The following is a 342-nucleotide window of genomic DNA, read 5'->3' on the forward strand; positions in this document are numbered from 1 at the left end:
TGACGATGCAGACCCGTCGCCACGATAGGAGAAGACATAGCCGTAACCGCCTTCGAGCTCCATCTGGATCCAATCGCGGTCCCGGTTGTAATCGATGGTGCTTTGCAGCACCTCCCCGACCTCCAGCGTTTCCACCGTGCTGATGTTGCCGGCGATCTCCTGTTCGACGGAAAACCGGTAGCCGCCGGACGCGTCGTTGAAGCGCGAACCAAGATCAAAGAAATACATCGCATCCTCGGACACGGTAAAGCCCGACAGGGTGCTGCCGCTGCTGTCCAGCCCGAACTCAACCTCGCCAAGCGCGTTGCGCACATCGAGATCGGTGCTCGGCAATGACGATGC

At 59.6% G+C, this 342-nt stretch carries 1 protein-coding gene; it reads right to left on the bottom strand.

The window, feature by feature from the left end; all coding sequences use genetic code 11:
- Window positions 1-342 (bottom strand): hypothetical protein (locus J1C49_RS21610; RefSeq protein ID WP_227447866.1); only part of this gene is annotated, 342 nt, incomplete at both ends.

It is taken from the genome of Cognatishimia sp. F0-27, from assembly GCF_020667845.1.
In the GTDB taxonomy this organism is placed as follows: Bacteria; Pseudomonadota; Alphaproteobacteria; order Rhodobacterales; family Rhodobacteraceae; genus JAFMPQ01.